27 protein-coding genes are annotated in these 25,355 nt (G+C 61.5%); 11 read left to right on the top strand and 16 right to left on the bottom strand.

The window, feature by feature from the left end:
- Positions 1-3: 3 nt before the first annotated feature.
- Entirely contained in the window at positions 4-1,005 is a 1,002-nt protein-coding gene (locus tag HJ583_RS14070; protein ID WP_217423423.1) for a hypothetical protein, read from the bottom strand.
- A 133-nt stretch (positions 1,006-1,138) separates the two neighbouring features.
- On the opposite strand from HJ583_RS14070, the gene HJ583_RS14065 reads away from it, so the two are divergent.
- Entirely contained in the window at positions 1,139-2,398 is a 1,260-nt protein-coding gene (locus HJ583_RS14065) for a putative Na+/H+ antiporter (protein ID WP_170022490.1), read from the top strand.
- 61 nt (positions 2,399-2,459) lie between these two features.
- Here the strand turns inward: HJ583_RS14065 and hprK are convergent, their stop codons facing one another.
- The 7 genes from hprK to recA all read right to left on the bottom strand — a co-directional run bounded on the left by hprK (position 2,460) and on the right by recA (position 8,083).
- A complete protein-coding gene (hprK, locus tag HJ583_RS14060; RefSeq protein ID WP_170022489.1) occupies positions 2,460-3,407 on the bottom strand; it encodes an HPr(Ser) kinase/phosphatase in 948 nt (315 codons plus the stop codon).
- Complete coding sequence (locus HJ583_RS14055; protein ID WP_170022488.1) at positions 3,376-3,861, bottom strand: PTS sugar transporter subunit IIA; 486 nt, start codon at positions 3,859-3,861, stop codon at positions 3,376-3,378. The genes hprK and HJ583_RS14055 overlap by 32 nt, the downstream gene beginning before the upstream one ends.
- Before the next feature lie 135 nt (positions 3,862-3,996).
- Positions 3,997-4,326 carry a ribosome hibernation-promoting factor, HPF/YfiA family gene (gene hpf / locus HJ583_RS14050; RefSeq protein ID WP_101940954.1) on the bottom strand — a complete coding sequence of 110 codons (330 nt, stop codon included), beginning with the start codon at positions 4,324-4,326 and terminating at the stop codon, positions 3,997-3,999.
- A gap of 18 nt (positions 4,327-4,344) precedes the next feature.
- Positions 4,345-5,856: an RNA polymerase factor sigma-54 gene (locus tag HJ583_RS14045; protein ID WP_170022487.1), complete on the bottom strand. Its 1,512-nt coding sequence runs from the start codon at positions 5,854-5,856 to the stop codon at positions 4,345-4,347.
- Between the two features lie 34 nt (positions 5,857-5,890).
- The gene (lptB, locus tag HJ583_RS14040; RefSeq protein WP_101940952.1) at positions 5,891-6,613 is read right to left on the bottom strand and encodes an LPS export ABC transporter ATP-binding protein; all 723 of its coding nucleotides are present in this window, start codon (positions 6,611-6,613) and stop codon (positions 5,891-5,893) included.
- Positions 6,594-7,058: a recombination regulator RecX gene (recX, locus tag HJ583_RS14035; protein ID WP_170022486.1), complete on the bottom strand. Its 465-nt coding sequence runs from the start codon at positions 7,056-7,058 to the stop codon at positions 6,594-6,596. The genes lptB and recX overlap by 20 nt, the downstream gene beginning before the upstream one ends.
- A gap of 5 nt (positions 7,059-7,063) precedes the next feature.
- Positions 7,064-8,083, bottom strand: a complete 1,020-nt coding sequence (gene recA, locus HJ583_RS14030; protein ID WP_170022485.1) for a recombinase RecA — start codon at positions 8,081-8,083, stop codon at positions 7,064-7,066.
- A gap of 268 nt (positions 8,084-8,351) precedes the next feature.
- Here recA and HJ583_RS14025 point away from each other — a divergent pair, with 268 nt between their 5' ends.
- The 3 genes from HJ583_RS14025 to HJ583_RS14015 all read left to right on the top strand — a co-directional run bounded on the left by HJ583_RS14025 (position 8,352) and on the right by HJ583_RS14015 (position 13,610).
- Complete coding sequence (locus HJ583_RS14025; RefSeq protein WP_170022484.1) at positions 8,352-9,704, top strand: efflux RND transporter periplasmic adaptor subunit; 1,353 nt, start codon at positions 8,352-8,354, stop codon at positions 9,702-9,704.
- Entirely contained in the window at positions 9,701-12,775 is a 3,075-nt protein-coding gene (locus HJ583_RS14020; RefSeq protein WP_170022483.1) for an efflux RND transporter permease subunit, read from the top strand. Before HJ583_RS14025 ends, HJ583_RS14020 begins: the two co-directional genes overlap by 4 nt.
- 88 nt (positions 12,776-12,863) lie before the next feature.
- On the top strand, positions 12,864-13,610 hold the full coding sequence (locus HJ583_RS14015; RefSeq protein ID WP_170022482.1) for an NYN domain-containing protein: 747 nt from the start codon (positions 12,864-12,866) through the stop codon (positions 13,608-13,610).
- On the opposite strand, the gene HJ583_RS14010 is transcribed toward HJ583_RS14015, so the two are convergent.
- The 8 genes from HJ583_RS14010 to HJ583_RS13975 all read right to left on the bottom strand — a co-directional run bounded on the left by HJ583_RS14010 (position 13,602) and on the right by HJ583_RS13975 (position 18,889).
- Complete coding sequence (locus HJ583_RS14010) at positions 13,602-14,093, bottom strand: CinA family protein (protein ID WP_170022481.1); 492 nt, start codon at positions 14,091-14,093, stop codon at positions 13,602-13,604. The two genes, HJ583_RS14015 and HJ583_RS14010, sit on opposite strands and share 9 nt — an antisense overlap.
- Positions 14,086-14,661, bottom strand: a complete 576-nt coding sequence (locus tag HJ583_RS14005) for an HD domain-containing protein (RefSeq protein ID WP_170022480.1) — start codon at positions 14,659-14,661, stop codon at positions 14,086-14,088. The genes HJ583_RS14010 and HJ583_RS14005 overlap by 8 nt, the downstream gene beginning before the upstream one ends.
- Positions 14,658-15,152, bottom strand: a complete 495-nt coding sequence (locus HJ583_RS14000) for a phosphatidylglycerophosphatase A family protein (RefSeq protein WP_170022479.1) — start codon at positions 15,150-15,152, stop codon at positions 14,658-14,660. The genes HJ583_RS14005 and HJ583_RS14000 overlap by 4 nt, the downstream gene beginning before the upstream one ends.
- Before the next feature lie 47 nt (positions 15,153-15,199).
- Positions 15,200-16,162 carry a thiamine-phosphate kinase gene (gene thiL, locus HJ583_RS13995; protein WP_170022478.1) on the bottom strand — a complete coding sequence of 321 codons (963 nt, stop codon included), beginning with the start codon at positions 16,160-16,162 and terminating at the stop codon, positions 15,200-15,202.
- 62 nt (positions 16,163-16,224) lie between these two features.
- A complete protein-coding gene (gene nusB / locus HJ583_RS13990; RefSeq protein WP_101940943.1) occupies positions 16,225-16,710 on the bottom strand; it encodes a transcription antitermination factor NusB in 486 nt (161 codons plus the stop codon).
- Complete coding sequence (ribH, locus tag HJ583_RS13985; RefSeq protein ID WP_170022477.1) at positions 16,707-17,180, bottom strand: 6,7-dimethyl-8-ribityllumazine synthase; 474 nt, start codon at positions 17,178-17,180, stop codon at positions 16,707-16,709. Before ribH ends, nusB begins: the two co-directional genes overlap by 4 nt.
- Positions 17,181-17,189: 9 nt before the next feature.
- On the bottom strand, positions 17,190-18,293 hold the full coding sequence (gene ribBA / locus HJ583_RS13980) for a bifunctional 3,4-dihydroxy-2-butanone-4-phosphate synthase/GTP cyclohydrolase II (protein WP_101940941.1): 1,104 nt from the start codon (positions 18,291-18,293) through the stop codon (positions 17,190-17,192).
- Entirely contained in the window at positions 18,290-18,889 is a 600-nt protein-coding gene (locus HJ583_RS13975) for a riboflavin synthase (RefSeq protein ID WP_170022476.1), read from the bottom strand. The genes ribBA and HJ583_RS13975 overlap by 4 nt, the downstream gene beginning before the upstream one ends.
- Before the next feature lie 155 nt (positions 18,890-19,044).
- Here HJ583_RS13975 and HJ583_RS13970 point away from each other — a divergent pair, with 155 nt between their 5' ends.
- The 7 genes from HJ583_RS13970 to HJ583_RS13940 all read left to right on the top strand — a co-directional run bounded on the left by HJ583_RS13970 (position 19,045) and on the right by HJ583_RS13940 (position 25,355).
- Positions 19,045-20,022 carry a phospholipase A gene (locus tag HJ583_RS13970; RefSeq protein WP_170022475.1) on the top strand — a complete coding sequence of 326 codons (978 nt, stop codon included), beginning with the start codon at positions 19,045-19,047 and terminating at the stop codon, positions 20,020-20,022.
- Between the two features lie 85 nt (positions 20,023-20,107).
- Positions 20,108-21,400 carry a glutamate--cysteine ligase gene (gshA, locus tag HJ583_RS13965; RefSeq protein WP_170022474.1) on the top strand — a complete coding sequence of 431 codons (1,293 nt, stop codon included), beginning with the start codon at positions 20,108-20,110 and terminating at the stop codon, positions 21,398-21,400.
- On the top strand, positions 21,397-22,332 hold the full coding sequence (gene gshB, locus HJ583_RS13960; RefSeq protein ID WP_170022473.1) for a glutathione synthase: 936 nt from the start codon (positions 21,397-21,399) through the stop codon (positions 22,330-22,332). The genes gshA and gshB overlap by 4 nt, the downstream gene beginning before the upstream one ends.
- Positions 22,333-22,703: 371 nt before the next feature.
- Positions 22,704-23,558, top strand: a complete 855-nt coding sequence (locus HJ583_RS13955; protein ID WP_170022472.1) for a M48 family metalloprotease — start codon at positions 22,704-22,706, stop codon at positions 23,556-23,558.
- Between the two features lie 31 nt (positions 23,559-23,589).
- Positions 23,590-24,639 (top strand): FAD:protein FMN transferase, encoded by a 1,050-nt coding sequence (locus HJ583_RS13950; RefSeq protein WP_170022471.1) that lies wholly within the window; start codon positions 23,590-23,592, stop codon positions 24,637-24,639.
- A 49-nt stretch (positions 24,640-24,688) separates the two neighbouring features.
- Positions 24,689-25,084, top strand: a complete 396-nt coding sequence (locus tag HJ583_RS13945; RefSeq protein WP_170022470.1) for a PTS sugar transporter subunit IIA — start codon at positions 24,689-24,691, stop codon at positions 25,082-25,084.
- Between the two features lies 1 nt (position 25,085).
- The gene (locus HJ583_RS13940) at positions 25,086-25,355 is read left to right on the top strand and encodes an HPr family phosphocarrier protein (protein WP_101940933.1); all 270 of its coding nucleotides are present in this window, start codon (positions 25,086-25,088) and stop codon (positions 25,353-25,355) included.

The raw sequence follows: 25,355 nt of genomic DNA, 5'->3' as shown, positions 1-25,355 counted from the left end.
ACATCAGAAGCTGATCGCCATACCCAGAGACCAGCCGGACACCCCTTCACCAAATACATGACGCGCCACCAGGCGGGCGCGCTGGGTCAGCGGCAACCAGGTCGCGCTGGTATCCAATTCCAGACCAAAGCCTAGCGAGAACAGACGCTTGAAACCCAAGGCATAAGCCTGATCACCGAAAAATTCGGAGTAAGTGCCTTCATAAACATAACGAACCGGCCGTTCGAACGCGACCCAACCGGTCGGCACCCGCAGTCGGCTCCATACATTCAGGCTTTCTGCGGTGGCACTGCCATTCATGGACGCATCCACATCACTCTTGGTGCGCAGAGTGACGTTCGTATAACGAATCTCCAGATCCGTGTCGTGCTCAGGCGTGAATTTCTCCCAATCCAGCATCAGCGAACCGCCATTGCCATAGGCGCTCATCTTGCCGCCTTTCAGAAAGTCGATATCCGAGCCTGTCCTGTAATTGATGAAACTCGCCGCAAGCGAAGCATCGCTGCTGACATAGCCCTGTGTGTAGTTGAAGATCGGCCGCAGGGATAGCTCCGGCATCAGCTTGAAGTCCCAGCCAAGGCCGACAGTTACCGAAGCGGTATTCCATTTCATCGGAACTTCTCGCTCTTCCGTTCCGTTGCTGACGAGGAATTTCGGGTCAAAACGCGAGTAGGCCGCGTTCCCCTCCATATAAACGGGCACGTCCTTGCTCAGCGTGAAGCCGCCCCCCAACTGGGACATTTGCAAATTCGGATTACCCGTCGAACCGCTGCTCAGCGACAGGGAGCTGGTAGTGACATCCGGCGTGATGGTGAAGGTCATCAGCGTCAGCACTGCATCAGCATTCCTCTTTACGTTCGTGCCGATGACATGCTGCGCCCAGGCTTCTGGCAGCACGCCCGCAGAGAACAGAAGAAGGGCTGCAAGACGGACCTGAAAGGAGCAGAGGCGAGAATTGCGCATGGCATTCAAGGCAGAAGTGTTGAAGTAATTCTGAGCGTACACTCCGAATGCTGCAATATGCCTGCAGGGACGGTCTCCTTCGCCGACAGTCGGGACGGGAACCACGCCGGAGTATGCTAGTCGTACCAATCATCCCCGATATTTCATACACTTCTGTCATTCACTCTGTGCACTCATGGTCCATCCAACCAACATCGAATTGCTTGCCGCGATCCTTTTTGCGCTGGCCCTGATCCACACCTTCTCCACCAGCCTGTTTGAACGCCTGGCTCACCGCTACCCAAAACACGGGGGGCTGTTTCACTTGCTGGGCGAAGTTGAGGTCGTCTTCGGCTTCTGGGCGATGGTGCTGTTCGTGCTGATGCTCTTCCTTGATGGCAAGACCGCTGCCACCACTTACGTTTCTTCACGCAGTTTCATCGAGCCGCTGTTCGTGTTTGTCATCATGGTCATCGCAGCCAGCCGACCGATCATGGAGATGGCCGCACATCTGGTCAGAAGTCTGGCAGGACGCTTGCCACTTCCCCGCGACACTGCCCTCTACATTCTCTGCCTGGGCCTGCTGCCACTGGCAGGCTCTTTCATCACCGAACCCGCCGCCATGACCGTCGCCGCCTTGATGCTACGCGACAACTTCTATGCACGCGGAATGAGTGAGCGCTTCAAGTACGCCACCATCGGTGTGCTCTTTGTGAATGTCTCGGTCGGTGGCCTGCTCACCTCCTACGCAGCCCCCCCTGTGCTGATGGTGGCAGGAGCCTGGGGCTGGGACACCGGCTTCATGCTCAGCATGTTCGGCTGGAAGGCCACAGTGGCAGTGCTGATCAACACCGCTACAGTCAGCTGGCTATTCCGCAAGGAACTGAGGAATCTGCCTGAACGTGAAATGGCCGGCGGAGCCACGATTCCGACTGCTGTCAATCTGGTTCATGTCGGGTTTCTGGCCGCCACGGTCTTCTTTGCCCACTACCCGATCATTTGTATCGGCCTGCTGATGGCTTTTCTCGGCTTCACGCATGCCTACAAGCACTACCAGAGCCCGCTGATGGTGACCGAAGCCTTGCTGGTGGCTTTTTTCCTCGGTGGCCTGGTGGTGCTCGGAGGCTTGCAGGAATGGTGGCTGAGCCCACTCCTGATGAGCATGAGCGAACAGGCGGTATTTTTCGGCGCCGCTGCGCTGACTGCGATTACCGACAACGCAGCACTGACCTATCTGGGCTCGCTCGTTGAAGGCCTCAGCGATGGCTTCAAGTACGCTCTGGTTGCGGGGGCAGTCGCCGGAGGCGGTTTGACCGTGATTGCCAATGCACCGAATCCGGCCGGCGTTTCGTTGCTGCGGGGCCATTTTGCCGACGAATCGATCGGCACGCTGCCGCTTCTGCTGGCCGCATTGCCTCCCACGCTGGTCGCCATGGCGGCGCTATTCCTGCTCTGAGCGCAGCACACGTAAAAAAGCCCGCTGATGTGCGGGCTTTTTTACGTGTGCCAACGCGGAATCAACGATCGTAAGGATCATCCTGATCCAGCACATCCCGCTGCCGCTGCACGAACTCCTGGGTGGAATCGATCCCACGCAACTGCAGGATGGTGTTGCGCACGGCCGCTTCCAACAGCACCGAAAGGTTGCGGCCCGCAGCCACCGGCAGCACCACCCGGCGCACCGGCACCCCCAGAACATCCTGCGTGTCTTCATCATCCAGCGCCAGGCGCAGGGGCTCGTTCTGGGCCCCGGTACGGCGCTGCAAGTGGGCGATGAGCTTGAGCTTCATCTTGCGCCGGCAGGCAGTTTCACCAAAGATGGTGCGGATATTGAGAATACCCAGGCCGCGTACTTCGAGGAAGTCCTTGAGCATGTCCGGGCAACGGCCTTCCAGCACTCCGGCGGCCACACGCGAGATTTCGACTACATCATCAGCCACCAGACCGTGGCCACGCGAAATCAGCTCGAGCGCCAGTTCAGACTTGCCAGCCCCCGAATCGCCGGTAATCAGCACCCCGACCCCCAGCACATCCATGAACACCCCGTGCAGTGAAACCCGCTCGGCCAGCTTGCGCGAGAGATAGGCGCGCAGTACGTCGATGATCCGGGCGGACTCCAGCGGCGAAGCCATTACCGGCACCCCTGCCTCATCACAGGCACGGCGGAAGAGCTCCGGCACTTCACAGTCATCGGCCACGATCATGCCAGGCGGAGTGGCTGCGAAAAGATCCATCATGTGCAGATCGAGCTTCTCCCGGCTCTGCCGGCGCGCCCAGGCGAATTCAGCCTCACCAAGGATCTGCAAACGATTCGGGTGAATCATGTTGAGGTGGCCAACCAGATCAGCGGGCCACACCCGATTGTCAGACACCGACAGGAAGGAATCCAAACGCCCGGCTACATGGCGCAGTTGCAAGGCTGCACGATTGACTTCAAACAGCTGAGCTACGCTCGCTCGCCGCATGGAGGCTCCAGTTCTGGAAGGCTGCCGCAATGGCGGCGGAATCCGGTGCGCTCAGCAGGGCGTCACGAAACCCCTTGTCGCTGAACATCTGAGCGAGTTCGGCGAGCAGACGCAGATGGGTCTCATTGGCCTGCTCCGGCGCCAACATCACGAAGAACAAACTGACCGGCAATCCATCCGGCGCATCAAAAGGGATCGGGCTAGCTGTGCGCAGGAAAGCGCCCAGCGGCTCTTTGAGACCTTTGATGCGCTGATGCGGAATCGCAATCCCCATCCCAAGCCCTGTCGAACCCAGTTTTTCGCGCTGGTTTAGCGCATCCACCAGCTTGCGGGCCGCGAGGCCACTGTCACGCTCGCACAGCTCGCCAATGGCGGCGAACAGGCCGTCACGCTCGGAGGCCGCTACATCGACACGGATGCGCGCGGGGTCAAGGATCTGCGAAATCAGGTTCATGAGTCTTTACAGCACAGCGGCGAGTCTCCGGACCGGAGCTCGCCGCTTTCTGGGTTTCAGAGCGGTTGGGGCAGAAGGCCTCAACCATCGCCGGCCGGACAATTCTGCCTGTCCAGACCGGCTGCGTCCAGCGCTTCAGCTGGCGCTCTCGGCGCCTTGCCGTTTCATCGATTCACGATTGTGATCGCTGATCTTTTCCTTGTGCTTGAGAACCTGACGATCCAGCTTGTCTGCCAGCGCATCAATGGCGGCATACAGATCGTCGTCTTCACTTTCCACGTGGATATCCTTGCCGCGCACGTGGACAGTCACCTCTGCTTTCTGTTTGAGTTTCTGTACCGAGAGGGTCACATGGGTCGCCGTAACATGATCGAAATGGCGAATCACCCGATCGAGCTTGGAAACCACATATTCGCGCAAAGCGGGAGTGACTTCCAGATGATGGCCGGTGATGTTGAGATTCATAAAACTACTCCTCTCCTGTTAGATCGACTTGCGCTGACTGACCGGCGGAATATTCAGCGACTCCCGGTATTTCGCAATCGTCCGGCGTGCCACCACGATACCCTGCTGGCCCAACAATTCGGCAATCCTGGCATCCGACAGGGGTTTTTTCCCGTCTTCGGCCGCGACCAGCTGGCGAATCAGCGCGCGTATCGCCGTTGCTGAACATGCACCACCGGTATCGGTGGAAACATGACTGCCAAAAAAGTATTTCAGTTCGAACACACCGCGGGGACTAGCCATGTACTTCTGGGTGGTCACCCGCGACACCGTTGACTCATGCAGCTCCAGCTCTTCGGCGATCTCCCTCAGGGTCAGAGGACGCATAGCCACTTCACCATGATCGAAGAACTGGCGCTGACGTTCGACGATAGCCTGCGAAACCCGCAGGATGGTGTCGAATCGCTGCTGCACATTCTTGATCAGCCACTTGGCTTCCTGCAGCTGTCCCGATAAGGAACTACTTACGCCCCTGTTCTGTTGAAGTATATCGGCGTAGACCCGATGGATCCTGAGTCTCGGCATGGCCTCTGGATTGAGGCTCACCGTCCAGCCGCTACGTTGCTTGCGCACCACCACGTCCGGAATCACGTAGCGCGTTTCCATCGGCGCAAACTGAGCGCCCGGACGCGGATTCAAATGACAAATGAGTTCCTGAGCTGCGCGCAAGGCATCATCATTGCAGCCTAGGCGCCGCTTGAGGCGCGCAAAATCGCGCGCAGCCAGCAATTCCAGATTGCCGTCCGCGATCAGCATCGCGTGCTCGCGCGTGGCACTTTCCGGCAAGGCGCGAATCTGCAGGAGCAAACACTCCTGCAAGTTGCGGGCGCCGATGCCGGCGGGGTCAAGGTTCTGAACCTGATGCAAGGCAATGTTCAACTCATCGAGCTCTACTTCCCATTCGGCCGGAATCAGCGGCAGAAGTTCCTCGAGGTCCTGCAGCAGCAAACCGTCGTCGTCCAGCGCTTCGATGATCAACTGCACCAGCGCACGATCACGATCAACCAGCGGCATCAGCGCAACCTGCCCCAACAGGTGATCACGCAGGGAAGTAGCGGCGGCCTGGAATTCCTGAAAGTCGGAATCATCGTCGTCCCCGCCACCATTACGCGATGCGCCTTCCGTGCGCCATTCGGCAGCTTCGCCGATATCATCATCCGAAACGCTGTCGTACGCCTCCCCGATGTTGTCCGGCATGTCCGTCACGCCCGGCGACTCGAAATCCTCATCGCCGGAGGATGATGAAGCAGAGGATTCGATGCGGTATTCCTCACCCGCCGTTGCCACACTGGCTTCGCCCGCCTCGACAGGGACGGGTCCATCACTTTCTTCATCACCGCCTTCACGCTCCAGCATCGGGTTTTCGAGCAGGATGCGTTCGATCTCCTGATTGAGTTCGAGCGTGGACAGCTGAAGCAGCTTGATGGATTGCTGCAACTGCGGAGTGAGCGCAAGTTGCTGAGAGAGGCGGAGCTGAAGCGAGGGTTTCATTCTTTACAGACGGGGAGGTGCGGAGCGGCCAAGCCTAAAGGCGGAAGTGTTCGCCAAGGTAAATCTGCCGTACCTGTTCATTCTGCACGATTTCTGCCGGTTTGCCGCCCGCCAACACTTCACCCGCATTGATGATGTAGGCGTGATCGCAAATACCGAGGGTTTCGCGCACGTTATGGTCGGTGATCAGCACGCCGATACCGCGCGCCTTGAGGTAACTGATGATTTTCTGGATATCGATCACCGCAATCGGATCAACGCCGGCAAAAGGCTCATCCAGCAGGATCAGGCGCGGCCGGGTGGCCAGCGCACGCGCGATTTCGACGCGGCGGCGCTCACCGCCGGACAAGGACATGGCGGTCGCCTCGCGCAAATGACCGATGTTAAGTTCATCCAGCAGCTCATCCAGGCGTTTTTCCATGTCAGCGCTGGAGAGCTTTTGCAACTCCAGCACCGCCATGATGTTCTCGGAGACCGTAAGTTTGCGGAACACCGAGTTTTCCTGCGGCAGATAGGAGAGCCCCTGGTGCGCCCGTTTGTGGATCGGCCAATGGGTGAGCTCGGTTCCATCGAGATGGATTTTTCCGCCATCGGCACGTACGAGGCCGACGATCATGTAGAAACAGGTGGTCTTGCCCGCGCCGTTCGGCCCCAGCAAGCCCACCACTTCGCCACTGCCAACCTCGAAGGACACGTCGTGCACCACGGTGCGTGCCTTGTAGCGTTTCTGCAGATTGCTAACCCTGAGCAGACTCATCCAGTGTTTCTTTCAAGAGTTTCCTGATGATGTCGACCGCAAACCCACGGGTTTGCAGGAAGCGCGCCTGACGCGCCCACTCCCTGTGATCCTGCGGCAACACCCCGTATTTTTTCTGCCACACGCTGCGCGCGCGCATCAGTTCATCTTCCTGCAAAGCCTCGCTCATGGCGCTAGCGGCCGTCTCGCCATCCACGCCCCGCTCCCCCAGCTCGCGATGGATGCGTGCGGCACCAAAACGGCTAGCGCGCGACCTCACGAAACTCTCGGCAAAGCGCTCGTCAGACTGCAGACCTGTCTCTGCCATGCGATCCAGCACAGCTTCGACATCATCGCTGGCGTCGGCTCTTGCCGCCAGCTTGCGCCGCAACTCCAGCCGCGAGTGTTCCCGCGTGGCGAGCAGGCGCAAGGCTGTCGAGCTGAGCGAAGCGGCGGGCTTCTTCAAACAGCTTACTCCGCTTCAGCCGCAGTGGGCATCACGGCGACCCCCACACTGGCACGCACCTTGTTTTCGATCTCGAGAGCCAGCGCCGGATTGGCGCGCAGGAATTCGCGTGCATTGTCCTTGCCCTGACCGACCTTCTCGCCGTTATAGGCGTACCAGGCACCGCTCTTGTCGACGATTTTGTGATCGACGCCCATGTCGATCACTTCGCCTTCACGCGAAATGCCTTCGCCATAAAGAATGTCGAAGTGGGCTTCCTTGAAGGGAGGCGCAACTTTGTTCTTGACGACCTTGACCTTGGTTTCGGAGCCGACGACTTCGTCGCCACGCTTGATCGTTCCGGTGCGGCGAATATCCAGGCGGACAGAGGCGTAGAACTTGAGTGCGTTACCACCGGTGGTGGTTTCCGGGTTGCCGAACATCACACCGATCTTCATGCGGATCTGATTGATGAAGATGACCAGCGTATTGGTGCGCTTGATGTTGGCCGTCAGCTTGCGCAGAGCCTGACTCATCAGGCGCGCCTGCAGACCGGGCAACTGATCGCCCATTTCACCCTCGATCTCGGCCTTCGGCGTGAGCGCGGCGACCGAGTCGATAACCACGATATCGATACCGCCGGAACGCACCAGCATGTCGGCAATTTCAAGGGCTTGCTCACCGGTGTCGGGCTGCGAAATCAGCAGATCCTCAACCTTGACGCCGAGCTTTGCTGCGTATTGCACATCCAGGGCATGCTCGGCATCAATGAAGGCGGCCGTACCGCCAATTTTCTGCATTTCGGCAATGACCTGCAGGGTCAGCGTGGTCTTGCCGGAAGATTCCGGACCATAGATTTCCACCACCCGGCCACGCGGCAGGCCGCCGATGCCCAGCGCAATGTCCAGCCCGAGGGAGCCCGTGGAAACAGCCTGGATATTTTCTTCCAGTTTGCCGTCACCCATACGCATGATGGAACCCTTGCCGAACTGCTTCTCGATCTGGGAGAGTGCGGCGGCAAGTGCCTTGGCCTTGTTGTCGTCCATGAAAGTCCTCACTGAGTGGTCTGAAGGATTATGGCACAGAGCTTGCTGTACGAAACCGAAGTCCGCCCCGCATGCCAACTCGACTCCGCCCGGGAGCCGACTGCACCAACTACTGTACAAATATACACCATCATTTCTGCGGCACAAGTCACAGCTAGAAAACTTGCTTTGTGAGAACAAGTTAAGGCGCTTGGCGCCCCTCCACGCTTGGGTGATGATTCGCGTCCGCAGCTCATGAATACACCGCCCCCTGCCCCGGAACCCCACCATGCTTCGTAAGTCGCTTGCCCTGCTCACCGCGTGTTGCCTGCTCAGTGCCTGTCAGAACAAGGAGGCTGCGCCAGCGGCAGAAAGCTCGGCTCCCGTCAGCGGGGTATCTGCGCCCACCGCATCTGCTCAGGGCAGGCCGCAAAGCGTATCAACCACCATCAGTCGGGTGGAGGACGTGCCGATCGTGATCGAGACGCAAGGCAGCGTCGTACCGCTGGACGAAGTGGATCTGCGTCCGCAGAAAAACGGCATGATCACTGCCATTCATTTCACAGAAGGCCAGGAGGTACGCCGCGGCCAGCTGATGTTCTCGATGGACTCACGCGACGACGACGCCAACGTCGGCAAGGCCGAGGCCGGCGTGGCCAGTGCCGAAGCACAGGCGGCAATTGCCGAGCGTGACCTGAAACGCGCTCAGGAGATGTCTGAAAAACAGTTCATCTCACCTTCGGCCCTGGACACGGCGCGCAACAAGACCGACACCGCCATTGCCAATCTGGGTCAGGCACGCGCCAGCCTGGAGCAAGCTCGGGTCGGCCGCACCTATACCCGCATCGTAGCTCCTTTCGATGGTCGAGCCGGCGTGATCAATGTACGCCCTGGCAGCCTCGTGACCTCCAACTCCACCGCCACTGCACTGGTGCGCCTGACCCGCATGGATCCGATCGGGGTGAGCTTCTCGATCAGCGAACGTGACATGGGCCCCTTGCTCGTCGCGCTGCGTAAGGGCCCGGTCAAGCTCAGCGCGCGCACCAATGCGCAGGCTGTGCTGAAAGGCGAAGTAAGCTTCGTTGACAGTTCGGTAGATCGCGCTTCCGGCACCTTGCTGATCAAGGGGCGCCTGGAGAACAAGAATCGACTGGTGTGGCCGGGCCAGTACCTGTCGGTAAAACTCGAAGCCGGCAAGCTCGATAATGCCGTTGTACTACCCGCGCAAGCAGTGGTGAACGGTCCCAGCGGGCGCTTCGTGTACGTGGTGCAGGACGATCAGACCGTGCAGCCGAAAAACGTCGAGCTGCTGCGCATCGCGGATCAGCGCGCCGTCGTGTCAGGCATCCCGGCAGGCGTGAAGGTTGTCCTGGAAGGCACCCAGAACCTGCGCCCCGGCGTGAAAATCACGGAAACCAAGGGGGACAAGGAAGGCAAAGGCAAGCGCGCCGAGAAAGCTACCGATGACAAGGCCCCCGCCCAGCCTGCAGCCACCGCTGCTAATACAGCCGGAGGCGTTGAAATACCACCCGGTTTCACGCCACGCGACCCGGACCGCTGGGCTGCCGCCAGCGATGAGCAGAAGCGCGAGATCCTTGCCCGCCGGCGTGAGCGTCAGGCAGCCAAGGCGGCTGCGCAATGAAGTTCACCGAGCAGAGCATCCATCGCCCGGTCGCCACTACCCTGCTGTGGCTGGCCGTGATGATTGGCGGTATCGCCGCCTGGTTCAAGCTGCCGATCGCAGCCCTGCCTTCCTTCAACCAGCCGATCATCCAGGTCAGCGCCAGCCTGCCCGGAGCCAATCCGGAAACCATGGCCAACTCGGTGGCCACCGTGCTGGAGCGCCAGTTTTCGACGATCTCCGGCCTCAAGATGATGACCTCCTCCAGCACCCTGGGGAGCACCAACCTGACGCTGGAATTCATCCCTTCGCGCGATATCGATGCCGCCTCGGTGGATGTGCAGGCGGCGATCATGCGCGCCAACCGCCTGCTGCCCAAGGACATGACCACGCCGCCAAGCTACCGCAAGGTCAATCCGGCGGACGATCCCATCCTCTTCATTACCCTGGACTCGCCTTCGCTGTCGCTGGACCAGCTCAATGATTACGCCGACAACCTGATCTCGCCGACCCTCGCCACGCTGGACGGGGTGGCCCAGGTCAGCATCAACGGCCAGAAACGCTATGCCGTCCGCGTGACGGTCGATCCGGCCAAGCTCGCCGCGCGCGATCTCTCGATCGGCGAATTGTCCACCGCTCTGGCTGCCGCCAACTCCAACACGCCGATGGGCTCACTCGAAGGCGCGCGCCAGACGCTGGTGATCACCGCCAACGACCAGCTCATGAACGCAGCCGATTTCGGCCGCATGATCGTTGCCGTGAAGAACGGCCAGCCGGTGCGCCTCGCCGATGTGGCTGAAGTGATCGACAGCGTGGAGAACATCAAGAGCGCCAGCTGGGTCAATGGCAAGCGCGGCATCAACCTGCAGGTTCTGCGTCAGCCGAGCGCCAACACCGTGGCCGTGGTGGATGCGGTACGCGCTGCTATTCCCAAGCTGCAAGCCCAACTGCCAGCCTCAGTGGATATCAGCATCCTCAATGATCGTTCGACCTCGATCCGCGAATCCATTCACGACGTGAGCCTCACCATGCTGCTCACGATCGGGCTGGTGATGCTGGTGATCCTGATGTTCCTGCGCCGCATCTCGGCCACCCTGATCCCTTCTGTTTCCCTGCCCGCCTCGCTGCTGGGCACCTTCGGCCTGATGCTGTGGGCCGGCTTCAGCCTCAACAACATCTCACTGATGGGCCTCACTATCGCCATCGGTCTGGTCGTCGATGACGCCATCGTGGTGCTGGAAAACATCGTGCGCCACATCGAAAATGGGGTGAAACCCTTCCCGGCCGCCGTGCGCGGCGTGCGCGAAGTGAGCTTCACGGTGATCTCGATCTCGATCTCGCTGGTCGCCGTGTTCATTCCGATCTTCTTCATGCCGGGCACCGTGGGTCTGATGTTCCACGAGTTCGCAGTGGTCGTGACGCTCTCCATCGCCGTCTCAGCGGTTGCAGCCCTGACCGTGATTCCGATGCTGGCGGCGCGCTTCATCCATCACCACCCGGAAGAAGCAGCGCACGCCCCCGCCTGGAGCCGGGCCTTCGAGCGCGGCTTCGAGGCGGTGCTCAACGCCTACGGTCACAGCCTCGCGTGGACGCTCAAGCGCCGCTGGCTGATGCTGCTGCTGGCGCTGGCCACCTGCGTCGGCACCGTGTGGCTGTATCTGATCATGCCCAAGGGCTTCTTCCCGGACGAAGACATCAGCCAGGTGCGCGCCCCCGTCACCCCGGCCCAGGACATGTCTTGGCAAGCCGTGCGCGACATGACACTGCAATACGACGAGCGCATCCGACGCAATCCCTACGTGCTGGATGTGGTGTCGAACATGAACGGCAGCGGCACCCGTGGTTTCATCTTCATCACCCTTAAACCCAAGGGTGAGCGTCCGCCTATGAAGGAAGTACTGGAAAGCCTGCGCAAGGATGCGGCGGGCATTCCCGGCGGACAGATCTCCTTCTCCGCGATCCAGAACCTTCGCATCGGTGGCGTGAGCTCGGCCTCGCGCTTCCAGTACACCCTGCAATCGGTGGACTACGACCTGGCCGCCAATCAGGCCGAACGCATGCAGCGCCGACTGCGCGAATCGCCTCTGCTGAAAGATATCGCTACCAACTCCGAGCGGCGTGCCGTGCAGGCCAAACTGGTGATCGACCGCGATCAGGCCCTCGCCCTCGGGGTGGACATGCAGAGCCTGCGCAATGTGCTCAACGCCTCCTTCGGCGAACGCCAGGTGACCTCGATCTACGCGCCGCAGGACAACTTCCCGGTGCTGCTGCAGTGGGCCGACGAGTACCGCGATGACGAGAGCGGGCTGGACTTCCTGCGCGTGCGCGCCAAGGGCGGCCAGCTGGTGCCGGTCACCGCCTTTGCGCGCATCGAGCGAGCAGCCGTCAACAACTCGGTGAACCACCAGGGGCAGATCGGCGCAGTCACTCTGTCCTTCAACCTCGCCCCGGGTGTCACGCTCTCGCAGGCGATCGACGAAGTGAAGAAGATCAAGGAAGACTTGGCCATGCCGGCCAACGTCTTCGGCGCCTTCGCAGGTGATGCTGCGGTCTATCAGGAATCCCAGGGCAGCCAGCTATGGCTGATCCTGATCGCCATCGCCGTGATCTACGTAGTGCTGGGCGTGCTGTATGAAAGCTGGATCCACCCAATCACCATCCTTGCCGGCATTCCCTCGGCGGCCGTTGGCGCACTGCTCTCGCTGCAGCTCGCCGGGCTGGAGCTCTCCTTCATCGCCATGGTAGGCATCCTGCTGCTGATCGGCATCGTGAAAAAGAACGCCATCATGATGATCGACTTTGCGCTGGAGGCGCAGCGTAAGGAGCACCTGTCGCCGCACGACGCCATCCGTGCGGCCAGCCGCCTGCGTTTCCGCCCGATCATGATGACCACCCTGGCAGCCATCATGGGCGCGCTGCCGATCGCCCTGGGCCTCGGCGCCGGCGCCGAACTGCGCCAGCCGATGGGTGTAGCGATCGTTGGCGGCCTGATCTTCTCGCAGCTGATCACGCTCTACATCACGCCAGCGCTCTACCTCTCCTTCGACTGGCTGCAGCACAAGCTGGGGCTGGTTGAAAAGAAGGCGCACTGACAATACGGGCGGGCGCCAGGCAGTTTGCCAGCCCCCGCCCCATGCCGCGTAAGATGGACGCTCCCGCCCATCTCCTCGCGAGGCTCCCATGCACGCCGATCGCTTCGTAGCCCTGTTCATTGATGCCGACAATGCGCCGGCCAGCCATGTGGACGTCATCCTCAACGAGCTCGCCGGCTTCGGCACCGTCAGCATCCGCCGCGCCTACGGCAACTGGAAGGGCGAGCGGCTGAACTCCTGGGAAAAGCTGCTACACGAATACGCCATCCAGCCGATCCAACAGTTCGATCTCACCAAAGGCAAGAACGCAACCGACATCGCACTGGTGATCGACGCCATGGACGCGCTCTACGCACGCCACGTGGACGTCTTCGCGCTGGTTTCGTCAGACTCGGACTTCACCCCGCTGGCAACCCGCCTGCAGGCCGACGGCAAGACCGTGGTCGGCTTCGGCGAACGCAAGACCCCGCTGCCCTTCGTGAATGCCTGCTCCAAGTTTCTCTACCTCGACCGCGAGGAAGAGCAGCCGGAAGCGGCCAGCGGCAACATTGTCAGCGTCAGGAAATGGAATGCCAACGAGCTCAAGGGCGACGCCAAGCTGGTGACCCTGCTGCGCAACGCCGTGCAGGCCGCCGAAGGCGATGATGGCTGGTCCCAGCTCGGCAGGGTCGGCGGCCACATCGCCAACCAGGCCTCCTTCGATGCCCGCAACTACGGCTACAAGAAGCTGGTGGACCTGTTCAAGGCCGTCGACCTCTTCGAGCTCGAGCAGCGCGAGGGCAAAGGCGTTTGTGTGCGCGACAAGCGTCGCGCCAAGCCGGCGGCTTCAAGCTGAGCGGCTCAAGTCCAGCAAGCCACGCAAGGCCTGTTTGACAGCCGCATCGCGCACTGCGGCCCGATCACCGGGCAGCAGCAGCGTAAGGCATTGGGCCGGATAGCCCCGTCGCTGCCAGCCGAAGCACACAGTGCCGACCGGCTTCTCGGCCGTGCCGCCCGCCGGGCCGGCGATGCCTGAAATAGCCAGCACCACATGCGCCACGGACTTCGCCAGCGCGCCGGCCAGCATCTCGCGCACGGTCGCCTCGCTCACTGCGCCGTGCGCATGCAGGGTCAGGGGCGACACGCCCAGCATCTCGACCTTGGCCTCGTTCGAGTAGGTCACGAACCCACGGTCGAACCAGCCGCTTGAGCCGGCAATTTCAGTCACCGCGGCACTGACCAGACCGCCGGTGCAGGACTCGGCTGTCGCCAGTTGCCAGCGTTGGGCCTGCAGCGCTGCGCCGATCTGTTCGGCCAGCGTGCGGATCTCTTCACTCATCTGCGACTCCACTGAAAAGGCGTTCTATCCGGGGCAGCAGCCGCTGCCAGACGGCGGGCAAGACCTCTGCCACAAAAGCGTTGCGTGCCAGCACCTGCGCCAGCGTCACGCCATGCTCGTGCCATACCTTGCCGCCATGACTGATGTTATGCAAGAGCGGCATCACCCGATCCAGCGCATTCGCATACCGCGCCTCCGGCGTTTCGCCGGCGGTGAATTCCTGCCACAGGGCACGCAAGCACTCGCCAGTCTGCGCCGGCAATGTTGCAAGCAGACTCTCCAGCCCCAGCGCCTCGGCCGCCGCCGCATCGGCACGCGCGGCGGCATACGCGAAGGTATCACCGCATTCGATCTCGGGCACATCGTGCATCAGGAACAGCAGCGCGGCATGCTTCGCATCCACCGGAAAAGCGCACTCCCGCTCCAGCAGCAGCGCACACAAAGCGCCATGCCAACTGTGCTCGGCGCTGTTCTCGCGGCGCTCAAGGCCTGCCGGGCTGGTGCGGCGCTCCACGGCCTTGAGACGATCGAGCGTCAGCACGAAGTCCAGCAGGGCATCGGTGCTCATGCCAGCAGCGTCAGCGCCAGCCACAGGCAGGCCAGCGTGTAGAGCGCAGCCAGCACATCATCGAACATCACGCCGAGGCCGTTCTTGAAGCGGCGATCGGCCTGGCGAATCGGCCAAGGCTTGAGGATGTCAAAGAAACGGAACACCAGCACCCCGGCCAGCTGCCAGCCAAAACCGGTTGGGATCAAGACCAGCACCAGCCACACCGCAACGAACTCATCCCACACGATGGCGCCATGATCCACCTCGCCCAGCGCCGCGCCGGTACGCTCAATGCACCAGGCTCCGAGCAGGAAGCTGACAACGATCAGCATCACGGCCATGCCCTCGAAGCGCAATGCGGCCGGCACCCGCCAGCTCAGCAAGGCGTAGACGCCCCAAGCTGCAAAGCTGCCGAAGGTACCCGGCGCTTTCGGTGCGAGGCCGGAGCCGAAGCCGAGCGAAATGAAGTGGGCGGGATGGGAGAGCAGGAGCTTGAAGGTCGGTTGCATGGCAGCCTTGAGGACAATCAGCGCCGGAGGGGCAGGCCTCCGGGCGGTCAGTCTGTCTGGAAGTGATCAAAGCCGCCTGCCTGCAAGGCCTCGGCCACGCCGTCACCCCGTTGCAGCCACAGACCGGGTTTGTCGAGAATGCGGCCGATGCGGTGCAAGGGTAGTTCGAGGTGGCGGCCAATGGCTTCCACGTGCCCGCGCTGCTCACGTGGGGCGGCAAACAAGAGCTCGTAATCATCGCCTCCGGAAAGCAGTGCTTTTGTAGCCGCCTCGGTACGTTTACAGGCGGCCAGCAAGGGCTCCAGTGGCAGGAGGGTTTCGTCCAGGATGGCGCCCACTTCGGAGGCCTCGAGAATATGACTGAGGTCCCCGCACAGGCCATCCGACACGTCCAGCATGGCGCTCGCCACACCGCGCAGGGCCAGACCCAACGCGACCCGCGGCAAGGGCCGATGCAGGCGTTCGAGACAAGCCTCGCGCCAGTCACTCACCAGCTCCAGGCGATCCTGCAGATGAGCCAACCCGAGCGCAGCCATGCCGGGCCAGCCGGACACCCACAGATCGTCACCATGATCCGCCCCCGTTCGGCGCACGGCTTTATCCGGCGAAACTTCGCCGAAAATGGTGGCACAGAGGTTCAGCGGCCCACGGGTGGTATCTCCCCCCACCCAGTCAACGCAATAGGCTTCGCAGCAGTCGCGAAAACCCCGCGCCATCGCCCCGACCCAAGCCTCGTCAGCTTCTGGCAAGGCCAGTGCCAGGGTGATCCAGCGCGGCTCGGCGCCCATCGCGGCCATGTCCGATATATTCACGGCCGCAGTCTTCCAGCCCAACAGAAAGGGATCGGCATCGGCAAAGAAATGGCGCCCGGCCACCAGCATGTCGGTCGACACGGCCAGTTGCATACCGGGGCGCGGCTGCATCAGCGCGGCGTCATCCCCAACCCCGAGCACAGAGTGACTCACGGGGTAGTGGAAGTGGCGCTTGATCAGCTCGAATTCGCCTGCCATGGGGAGTGGGGAGTGGGGAGTGGGGAGTGGGGCCGGCTTGCCGACTCCCGACTCACTACTCCTTATTTTTTCCTCTGCTTGGCCGAGTGTTCAACTTCTGCCGCGCGCACAGTCGGCGCGAACTTGTCGAGCACGCCATTGATGTAGCGGTGACCATCCGTGCCGCCGAAAGACTTTGCAAGCTCGATGGCCTCGTTGATCACCACGCGATACGGCGTTTCGATGCGATGAGTCAGCTCGTAAGCGCCCAGCAGCAGGATGGCGCGCTCGATCGGCGAGATTTCGCCCAGGGGGCGATCCACGAAAGCAGCCACGCTGGCTTCGAGCGCATCGGCGTTTTCGGCTGCGCCGCGCAGCAGCACCAGTGCCAAGGGCCGGTCAGCGCGCGTCCAGGCTTCATTTTCCTGTTCCAGGTGATCTTCGATCACCGGCAGCGAGTTGCCACTCATGCGCCACTCGTAAAGGCCCTGCATCGCGACTTCTCGCGCCAAGCGACGCGGAGTCTTCTTCGGGGCTTCTTGTGGGATCAGTACTTTGTCGTCGCTCATGCGCGGATTGTCCTCAACAGCTTGGCCATTTCAATGGCGCATTCGGCGCATTCACGCCCCTTCACATCCATGCGCACTTCAGCCTGTTCATCGGTGTTGGTGGTCAACACGCCATTGGCCACCGGAATATTGCAGTCGAGCTGGACACGGGTAATACCCGCTGCCATTTCATTGGAAACCACTTCGAAGTGGTAGGTATCGCCGCGGATCACGGCGCCGAGTGCGATCAGCGCATCATATTTGCCGGTTTCGGCCAGGGTCTTGAGGGTCAGCGGCATTTCCAGCGCACCCGGCAGCTTGCAGACCAGGATGTCACTGGCGGCCACGCCCCGAGCCAGCAGCTCGGTCAGGCAGGACTGCAGCAGGCCTTCACCGATGTTGGCGTTAAAGCGTCCGATCACGATGCCGATGCGCAAGCCCTTGCCATCCAGATCAGGAGAAATTTTGGGGATGTTGTCAAAACTGGACATGGAATGCCTTCAGCGAGGTTCTTCATAAGAGGTGACTTCGAGCCCGAAGCCAGTCATGTTCGGGATGCGGCGGGCCTGCGCCATCACACGCATCTTGCCGACACCGAGGTCACGCAGGATCTGCGCACCGATGCCGAACAGACGCGGATCCCACTTGGCGGCCGGCTTCTTTTCCTCGCCCTTCACGCCCAGTGCAACGAGCATTTCTTCGGTGGACTCTGCGCGGCGCAACATCACCAGCACACCATGACCGTGGGCAGCAATGCGAGCCAGCGAGTCATCGACCGGGAAGCTGTGACGGCTACCGGCCGGGTCAAGGAAGTCGAGCACCGAGATCGGCTCATGAACCCGCACCAGGGTCTCGACCTCCGGCTTGATCTCACCCTTGTACAGCGCCAGGTGCAGATCGCCCGAAGCCCCGTCAGTAAAAGCAGCCAGGCGGAACTCGCCATGCGCGGTCGCCACCGCTTTGTCAGCCACGCGCTCAACCAGCTTCTCGACGGCCGCACGGTAGTGGATCAGATCACGAATCGCGCCAATCTTGAGGCCGTGCTGCTGAGCAAAAGGAATCAGGTCCGGCAGGCGGGCCATGCTGCCGTCTTCATTCATGATCTCGCAGATCACCGACGCCGGCTCCAGGCCGGCCAGATCAGCCAGATCGCAACCCGCTTCGGTATGGCCGGCACGCACCAGCACGCCGCCCGGCTTGGCCTGGATCGGGAAAATGTGGCCCGGCTGCACGATGTCGGCCGGGCGCGCGTTACGCGCCACGGCTGCCTGCACCGTGCGGGCGCGGTCGGCTGCCGAAATGCCGGTAGTCACTCCTTCAGCCGCTTCGATGGACACGGTGAAGGCCGTGGTGAACTGGCTACGGTTGTCGCGTGCCATCGGGTTCAGGCCCAGCTGGCGGCAGCGTTCTTCGGTGAGCGTGAGGCAGATCAGACCGCGCGCGAACTTCGCCATGAAGTTGATCGCCTCGGGCGTGACGTGCTGGGCGGCAATGACGATGTCGCCTTCGTTTTCGCGATCTTCATCATCAATGAGAATCACCATCTTGCCGACACGGATGTCTTCGATGATGTCGCGAATCGGGGAGAGCTGGACGCTGCTCATGACTGGGCCTTCCATTCGAGCATGCGCTCCACGTAACGCGCGATCAGGTCAATCTCGAGATTGACCTGGCTGCCCGCCTTGAGGCGCTTGAGGGTAGTGACTTCAACCGTATGCGGGATCAGGTTGATCGAGAATTCGCGGCCATCGACCCGGTTGACCGTCAGGCTCACTCCATCCACGGTGACCGAGCCCTTGCGGGCGATGTAACCGGCGATGGCGGCCGGAGCCCGGATCACAAGCTCGTGGCTTTCGGCCAGCGGCGCGAACTTCACGACCTCGCCAACGCCATCCACATGGCCGGTCACCATATGGCCGCCAAGGCGGTCATTCAGGCACAGGGCTTTTTCGAGATTCAGCTCGCCACCCGCCTGATCCAGGCCCACGGTACAGTTGAGCGACTCACGCGACACGTCGTAGCGCAGCACACTGCCCGCCTTTTCAATGACGGTCAGACACACACCGTTATGCGCGACCGAGTCGCCAATAGCGACATCCGACACGTCCCAGGCACCGACGTCCACGCTGATGCGTACGCCATCCTGCAGAGGCTCGCATAACTGGATGCGGCCAACTGCTGCAACAATTCCGGAAAACATGTGGGGGACAATCCCTTGATTTGATTCGCGAGTTGCAATTTTACGTCATTCCCAGTCGCGCCGCCTGCAAAGCTGCATGGCAGCACCGAGCGGACACTTGCACAGCGGCCTGCCGGCAAGCAATGATCCACACAAACCAAGCCTCGGAACTCATCATGAAACAAGCCCTCCTGCTTTGCGCATTGGCGCTGCCCGCCGCACTGGCACATGCAGAAACGACGGATTCAGAACGCGTAAAGCTGTGCATGATCGAAAAATTCGTCGAAGCCAGCCCTGACACGACCGTAGGCCAGATCCGCAGCGAATGCCAGCAACGCCCGGCCGAATCCTTTGTCGTGGAACGAGCCAAGGCAGAGCAGCTGACCTATGCCGACGGTTACGCGATTGCTCCGCACAAGCCGAACTACATGCTCGGAGTGGTGCAGAGCAGCCACACCCCGTCCAGCCCACCTTTCCAGAACGCCAACAATGGGCAAGGCTCGGCCAACAAGACCGAAGCTGAATTCCAGATCAGCCTCAAGTTTCCGATCATCCCTGGCGACCTGGGCAGCATGAAGTGGATGGTGGCCTACACCAATCGCTCGTTCTGGCAGGTCTACAACGAAAACTGGTCGCGCCCCTTCCGCGAAACCAACCATGAACCGGAAACCTGGTTGCAGTTTCCGGTATCGATTTACCTACCCGGCACCGGCCTGACCCTGCGCGCAGCCACAGTAGGCTTTAACCACCAATCCAACGGCCAAACGGCCGAATGGTCGCGCAGCTGGAATCGGATCACCTCCAGCTTCGTGGCCGACAGCGAAAACTTCGCGCTGGTGCTGCGCCCCTGGTGGCGCATTCCGGAAAGCGCCGCAAACGACGACAACCCGGACATCAATCACTATCTCGGCAACTTCGATCTGAACGGCACCTGGCGCTTCCAGAACCGCCACCGCCTGTCCTTCATGCTGCGCAACAACCTAGAGTTCGAGCACAACCGCGGTGGCTACGAGCTGTCCTACGGCATCCCGATTCCCGGCTCCAACCATCTGCGCCTCTACTTTCAGGGCTTCAGCGGCTATGGCAAGAGCTTGATCAGCTACAACCACAAACAGGAATCCATCGGCGCCGGCATCGAACTGGTCGACTGGTAAGCTGCAGCGAACACGCCGGGCTTGCATTCAGCTCCGACGCCCCCATCTGGAACAGGATTCCGCTCCTCCAAAGAAAGATCGCGCCATGGTGCCGCACCTGACTACCGCCCTCTCCGGGCCGCTGCAAGACCTCGAACGCGCACTGCTGGGCAACGCGACCCGCATCGAACAATGGTTCCGCAGTGAATGGATGGAGCACACGCCCCCCTTCTATGGCTCGGTGGACCTGCGCAACAGCGGCTTCAAGCTCGCGCCGGTCGACATGAACCTGTTCCCGGGTGGCTTCAATAATCTGGGGGCCGACTTCCTGCCTCTCTGTGTGCAGGCCGCAAGCGCGGCGGTCGAACGCCTCTGTCCGCAGGCCAGCCGCCTGCTGCTGATTCCCGAGAACCACACGCGCAATCTGTTCTACCTGCAAAACGTGGCACGCATTGCCAGCATCCTCAGCCTTACCGGGCTGGAGGTACGCATCGGCAGCCTGCTGCCGGAAATCACTGCACCCACGCCCCTCGAGCTACCCGACGGGAGCACGCTATTGCTCGAGCCGCTGGTGCGCAACGGCAACCGCCTCGGCCTGAAGGACTTCGACCCCTGCGCAATCCTGCTCAACAACGATCTCTCCGCCGGTGCGCCGGCAATCCTGCACGGGCTGGACGAACAGTGGCTGCTACCTCCAATCCACGCCGGCTGGGCCACGCGCCGCAAGTCCATCCACTTTTCGGCCTACGATCAGGTCGCCGCGCGCTTCGGCCGCCTGCTGGACATCGACCCCTGGCTGGTGAATCCCTATTTCGGCCGCTGCGGCTCGATCAACTTTCATGAGCGCACCGGCGAGGACTGCCTGGCCACCCAGGTCGACTCCCTGCTCACGATGATCCGTCAGAAATATGCTGAGTACGGCATCACCGAAACGCCTTTCGTGGTCGTCAAAGCGGATGCCGGCACCTACGGCATGGGCGTGATGACGGTGCGGGACGCCAGCGAAGTTATTGGCCTGAACCGCCGTCAGCGCAACAAGATGAGCGTGATCAAGGAAGGCCAGCAGGTCTCCGAAGTCATCATCCAGGAAGGCGTACACACCCTCGAAACGGTCAACGGCGGCGTCGCCGAGCCGGTCGTCTACATGATGGACCACTATGTGGTGGGCGGCTTTTATCGTGTCCATGCGGATCGCGGCCGCGACGAGAACCTCAATGCGCCCGGCATGCATTTCGAGCCACTAGCCTTCGAAACCTGTTGCAACATCCCCGATTGCAAGCAGGCCCCGGATGCCGCACCGAACCGTTTTTATGCCTACGGCGTGGTCGCCCGCCTGGCCTTGCTGGCAGCCTCGCTGGAGCTGGAGCAAACCGCCCCGACGGAGTTGACCCACGCATGAAAATCGCCTTCATCGTCGACCCGCTCGACAAGCTCAAGCCCTACAAGGACTCCAGCGTCGCCATGATGCGGGCAGCACAGGCTCTCGGCCACCAGACCTTCGCTATCCAGCGCGAAGACCTGCTGGTCCGCGATGGCCGGGTGAGTGCTCACACTGTCGCCCTGCAACTCAGTGCGGACGACCATGCCTGGTATCAAGCCGCCCCCTCAGCGCTAACGCCCCTGACGGACTTTGATGCCATCCTGATGCGCCAGGATCCGCCCTTCGATGCCGAATACGTCGCCGCCACCTGGATCCTCGAACGTGCCGCCGCTCAAGGTGCGCGAATCTTCAACGATCCACGTGCGATCCGCGATCACTCGGAAAAACTCTCGATCGCCGAGTTCCCGCAATTCACGCCCACCACCCTGGTTGCACGGGATACGGCAGATCTGCAAGCCTTCATTGATGAATTGGGCGATGTCATCCTCAAGCCGCTGGACGGCATGGGCGGCAGCGGTATCTTCCGAGTGCGTCGCGAGGATCCGAACCGCAACGCCATTCTCGAAACCCTCACCGATCTAGGCCGCCGCACGATCATGGCGCAGCGCTACCTTCCGCAGATCAGCGAGGGCGACAAGCGGGTGCTGCTGATTGGCGGACAAGTCCAGCCTTACAGCCTGGCGCGCATCCCGATGGCCGGCGAAACCCGCGGCAACCTTGCCGCCGGCGGCAAGGGTGTGGCCATGCCACTCACGCCACGCGAACGCGAAATCGCCGAAAGCCTCGCACCGGTATTGTGGCAACGCGGCCTGCTGATCGTCGGACTGGATATGATCGGTGGCCATCTCACCGAGATCAATGTCACCAGCCCGACCTGCATGGTGGAGATCGAACATCAGACGGGCCATGCTGTCGCCGCCCAAGTCATCACCACCCTGGAAAGTCTGTAAGAAGCTGCTCACGATCTTACTGCGAGGCCGCTCATTGATCACTGAGAGGGCTCATGGGCTGCTCGGAATCCTCATTGATCAACATAAACTCCGGTTCCTGTGCTGCGCTTCCCCACGGTTTGCTTTGCACAGCAAACCGGCTGCGGCAGCGCAGAGCAGGCTCTGCCAAACCCTGCCTCGCCCCTGCTGATAGCCTCTCGCCACAGATCGAGAACAACTTCTAACAGCCCTCAATCCTCGCTGCAGCGCAGCATTCCGACCATCAGGAACCTACCCTTTTTTGCGTACCGACCTACGGGCGCGCTAAAGGTTGGTATCCGGGCGCTACGCATAATCAACTCACCAGCCCCCACTGCGCGAGTCTCTCGATCATGCGAACCTCCTCCACCCTCCTGCACCGCGGCAGCGTCGGCACCGTACTTGAGCATTCGCGCACAAAAGGCTCCGACTGGCAGCACCTGGCTCCAGGAAGTGGCGAAACGTGTACCCGCCCAAGCCTGCTCAAGCGCCTGCAAGCACTGCTACTGCTGATATCCGGCCTACTCGCATTGGGGCTGGGTCTGCACCTGTTGAGCCCGATGCTCGCTCGTTCGCTGGCCGCCAATCTGCCCACCAACTGGATTCACGGCAGTTCCGAACGCGTCCTCGCCCGCCTCGACGGCAGCCTCCTGCGCCCCAGCCAAAGCGATGCAGCCCGCCAGACTGATTTGCGCAAACGCTTCGCCAATCTCAACGCTCCGACCACAGGTGCCCCGCCTTACCGCCTCGTGTTTCGCCAGGGCGGCAGCGCCAGTCCGCTGCTGTTCTCACTGCCCAGCGGCGACATCGTAGTCACCGACGCCTTCTTCACGCACGAGCCAGACCCCGTTACCCAGCTCGCCCTGCTGTGTCAGCAACTGGGCCATCTACACCACCAGCACGCCTTGCACAACGCCATCGAACTCAAACTGCTGCGCCTCGCCACTGCCGCACTGGCAGGCAGCGCCGAACACAGCATCGGAGCGCTGACCGAAGGCCTGCAACGTGTCGAATACACACTGCCGCAACTGCAGGAAGCCGACCGTTACGCAGCCGCCATGCTGGCCGCAAACCGAATCGCTCCCGGAGTCCTTCAGGGGCTGCTGAGCGAACATGGAGAGAATGGCGCCGTCGGACAATTCAGCAGCCCCGAGCGCCTACCTGCCTACACTGAAGCGCGTCGCTACGTTCTGATGCTGCAACAGTGACCAAGCGGGGGCCCTACCGTATCATGCAGGCATGCCTGCCCCTACCCTGCCCGCCCTGCTGCGCCTGCTCTGCCTGACCCTTGCCCTGTTTCTCAGCGCCTGCGGTGACGGCCCTCTGGTACGCCAGGAGTCCTTCGTTTTTGGCACTCGTGTCGAGGTGGTCAGCTACGGCAGTCCGGAAGCCGAAGCTCGCACCGCACTCAATGCCGTGCTACGAGAATTTGATCGCCTCCACCGCAGCTATCACGCCTGGCAACCCTCCGAGCTGACCAGCCTGAACGCCGCCATCGCCGCCGGAAAATCCACTCCGGTCAGCCCCGAAATGCTGAGCCTGCTGCAAGCCTCACAGCGCTATGCAGAGCTCAGTGACGGCCTCTTCGACCCGGCCATCGGCAAGCTGATCGAACTGTGGGGATTCCATGGCGACAGCTTCACACCGCACCTTCCAGAGCCTGCAGCACTGCAAGCAGCCATCGCCGCCGCGCCCAGCGTGCGCCAGCTGAGCCTGCAGGGAGAGCTCGTGCGCAGCAGCAATCGTGCCGTGAACCTGGATTTTGGCGGTATCGCCAAAGGATATGCGCTCGATCGTGCCGCAGCCATCCTGAGCCAGCACGGCATCAAGAACGCCTTGATCAATATTGGCGGCAATGTGATGGCCCTCGGGGCCAAGGGCAAGCAGCCCTGGTCGGTCGGCATTCAGCATCCGCGAGCGTCCGGCCCTCTGGCAACCCTCGCGCTCTATGACGGTGAGGCTATCGGCACCTCCGGTGACTACCAGCGCTTCTTCGAATTCGAGGGCCAGCGCTATAGCCACCTCATTGATCCACGCACTGGTGTACCCGCCAAACATACTGCCGCGCTCACCGTACTCGTCACCCCGCGCGAGAATGCCGGCATGCTCTCCGACGTCGCCAGCAAGCCGCTTTTTCTGGCTGCTGACGACTGGCCCGCGATGGCCCGTCGTTTTGAGATCCGACATGCTTTGCGTGTGGATGCGGCCGGCCATATCAGCCTGACCCCGGACATGCGGGCACGGCTGCGATGGGCGGACGGTGCGGGTCCGGCGACGGTGGTAGAGTAAGGGCTGGCAGGCATCTCGCCCGCATGCACCCTCCGCTCTGGTTTCACGCATGATCGGCATCCTCCTCATCACTCATGGCACGCTCGGCGAATCGCTGATCCAGTGTGCATGTCATGTCGTGAACAGGCGCCCGGCCCGGCTGGCCCAACTTGGTGTCGCTGCGCAGGATGATCCGCACGAATTGCTGCAAGAGGCGCAGCGCCTGCTCACCGTGGTTGACGACGGTCATGGAGTGCTGGTGCTCACCGACATTTTTGGCGCCACTCCCAGCAATATCGCAATGAAACTTCTGCAGCCGGGCAAGGTCGAGGGAGTAGCCGGGGTCAATGTTCCAATGCTGCTTCGCGTCTTGACCTACCGGGAGAAGCACGATATCGATACCGTAGTGCATAAGGCCATCACCGGTGGGTGTGATGGAGTGCTTCACATTAAAGGGAGTATCTGAAATGCCAAGAGCGATTGCCGAAATCGCAAACCGCCTGGGTCTGCATGCACGTCCCTCAGCCAAACTCACCCAGCTCGCCACGCAGTTCCGCTCTGATGTCTGGCTGGAGCGCGAAGGCCGCCGAGTAAATGCCAAAAGCATCATGGGAGTCATGATGCTGGCAGCCTCGCATGGCACCAAGCTCACTGTCGAAACCGAAGGTGAAGACGCCGATGCTGCCCTCGCGGCCATCGTCGAACTTATTGCCAGCCGCTTCGGCGAACGCGAGTAA

The sequence above is a fragment of the Uliginosibacterium aquaticum genome (genome assembly GCF_012972705.2).
In the GTDB taxonomy this organism is placed as follows: Bacteria; Pseudomonadota; Gammaproteobacteria; order Burkholderiales; family Rhodocyclaceae; genus Uliginosibacterium; species Uliginosibacterium aquaticum.
Note: the sequence above shows the minus strand (reverse complement) of the source record. Positions and strands in the feature narration are given on the sequence as shown.